Genomic DNA, 1,572 nt, shown 5'->3' on the forward strand with positions numbered 1-1,572 from the left:
TCTGGATTTTCGGCAATAATATAGAAGATGCGATGGGTCACGCGAAGTTCGTCGTCTTCTATGTTCTATCCGGTATCCTCGCCGCTCTGAGCCATGCCTTAACCGATCCTTCTTCCCAAATCCCGATGGTCGGGGCAAGCGGGGCCATCTCTGCCGTGCTCGGTGCTTATCTGTTGTTATTTCCGCGCGCTCACGTGCTTGTCTTGCTGCCGGCGATCGGGATGACACGAGTGCCCGCTGGCATCGTCCTCGGCATGTGGTTTATCACGCAGTTGATCAGTGGAGGTATGAGCGTAGGAACCCCTGGAGGGGGCGTCGCCTTTTTCGCTCACATCGGTGGATTTATCGCAGGCATGGCACTGATCGGGTTCTTCAAACGGAACGATGTGCGGTTTTTTTCGCCCGGCCGATCGACGTTGAACAGATGGTGACGCACCTCAGCAGTACAAGAAGCTTCAAGCAGCGTCCAATACCTCCCTGATTTTCTCGATTAGTCCGGACTGACGATAAGGATGCTGCAGGACAAATCGCTGATTAATGCGATGATGTTGAATCGTTTCGTCGTCGTAACTTGACACAAATAGTGTCTTCATCGTCGGCTGCTGCCTCAAGAGGCGGCCGGCAAGTTCGCGTCCCCCGATTTCATGCATCACCAGAGGACTCACAGTCAGGTGAACAATGCCCTTGTATTGCTGCGTGAGCATAAGCGCCTCGACCGGCGAGGCTGCCTCCAAGACTCGATAGCGATGGCGCTGTAAAATAGAGCGCGCCAACTTCCGTTCGATTTCGTTTTCCTCCACCAGCAGGATCGTTTCATCACCTTTTGCCAGCATGGCTTTCGGAGTCATTTCCTCCCGTCCCTCCGGGGCCGGGGCTGCGGGGAAAAGAACCCGGACGACGGTCCCTTGTCCTGGTCGACTATCCACTTCCAGCGTTCCTCCGTTCCGTTTGACGATTCCAAAGACTGCAGTGAGGCCAAGTCCGATGTTGGTTTCCTTGGTCCAAATCAACGGCTCGAACATCTAGGCTTGGGTACCAGGTTCATGCCGATTCCGGTATCAGTGATTTGAATCAAGATCTGAGGAGATACTGACTCGCTCGGCAATGGTCGGGCTGATTCGGAGCAATCTTCGATGGTCTTGACTTCGATGGTAAGCCGACCTCCATTCGGCATGGCATCACGTGCATTGACGACCAATTGATTAAGGACTGTTTCCAGCCCTTCCCGATCGCCCAACATAGGCCGCCTGTTTGTCCAGCTGGATACTCGGGTCAATGTGATCCGGCAAAAGCCCTGCGATCATTCTGTGTATTTCTGCCAAGACAGCATGGACGGACAATGTGTTTCGAAGGTGTAGGCAATGAAGGTTCATGGCAATAAGCTATGTTGTAAGGGTGGCGCCTTTTCACCTATTTTAACGAGTTCATCGGCCGATGACCTGAGGGGGTCATTCTGTTGCAGGTGCGATAACATAATCCCGGTTTGTTTCCCGACCACCGCAAACAATGTCCCGAATTCTTCCGCAATTCTTCCCGTGACTCGGCCAATGGCTTCCATCTTCTGTGCTTCAT

The 1,572-nt window shown here is 53.2% G+C and carries 3 protein-coding genes and 1 pseudogene; 1 reads left to right on the top strand and 3 read right to left on the bottom strand.

Annotated elements, in window-relative coordinates:
* Positions 1-431: rhomboid family intramembrane serine protease (locus tag ACOSYY_RS13965; protein ID WP_421663128.1), on the top strand; the 431-nt coding region annotated here is incomplete at its 5' end.
* A 24-nt stretch (positions 432-455) separates the two neighbouring features.
* Here the strand turns inward: ACOSYY_RS13965 and ACOSYY_RS13970 are convergent.
* From ACOSYY_RS13970 to ACOSYY_RS13975, 3 genes and pseudogenes are all read right to left on the bottom strand, one after another.
* A complete protein-coding gene (locus ACOSYY_RS13970; RefSeq protein WP_421663129.1) occupies positions 456-1,022 on the bottom strand; it encodes a response regulator in 567 nt (188 codons plus the stop codon).
* Positions 1,007-1,240: an ATP-binding protein gene (locus ACOSYY_RS20440; RefSeq protein ID WP_526023324.1), complete on the bottom strand. Its 234-nt coding sequence runs from the start codon at positions 1,238-1,240 to the stop codon at positions 1,007-1,009. Before ACOSYY_RS20440 ends, ACOSYY_RS13970 begins: the two co-directional genes overlap by 16 nt.
* A gap of 129 nt (positions 1,241-1,369) precedes the next feature.
* Positions 1,370-1,572 (bottom strand): annotated as a pseudogene (locus tag ACOSYY_RS13975) (hybrid sensor histidine kinase/response regulator); the annotation flags it as partial.

Source organism: Nitrospira sp. BLG_2 (assembly GCF_049222245.1).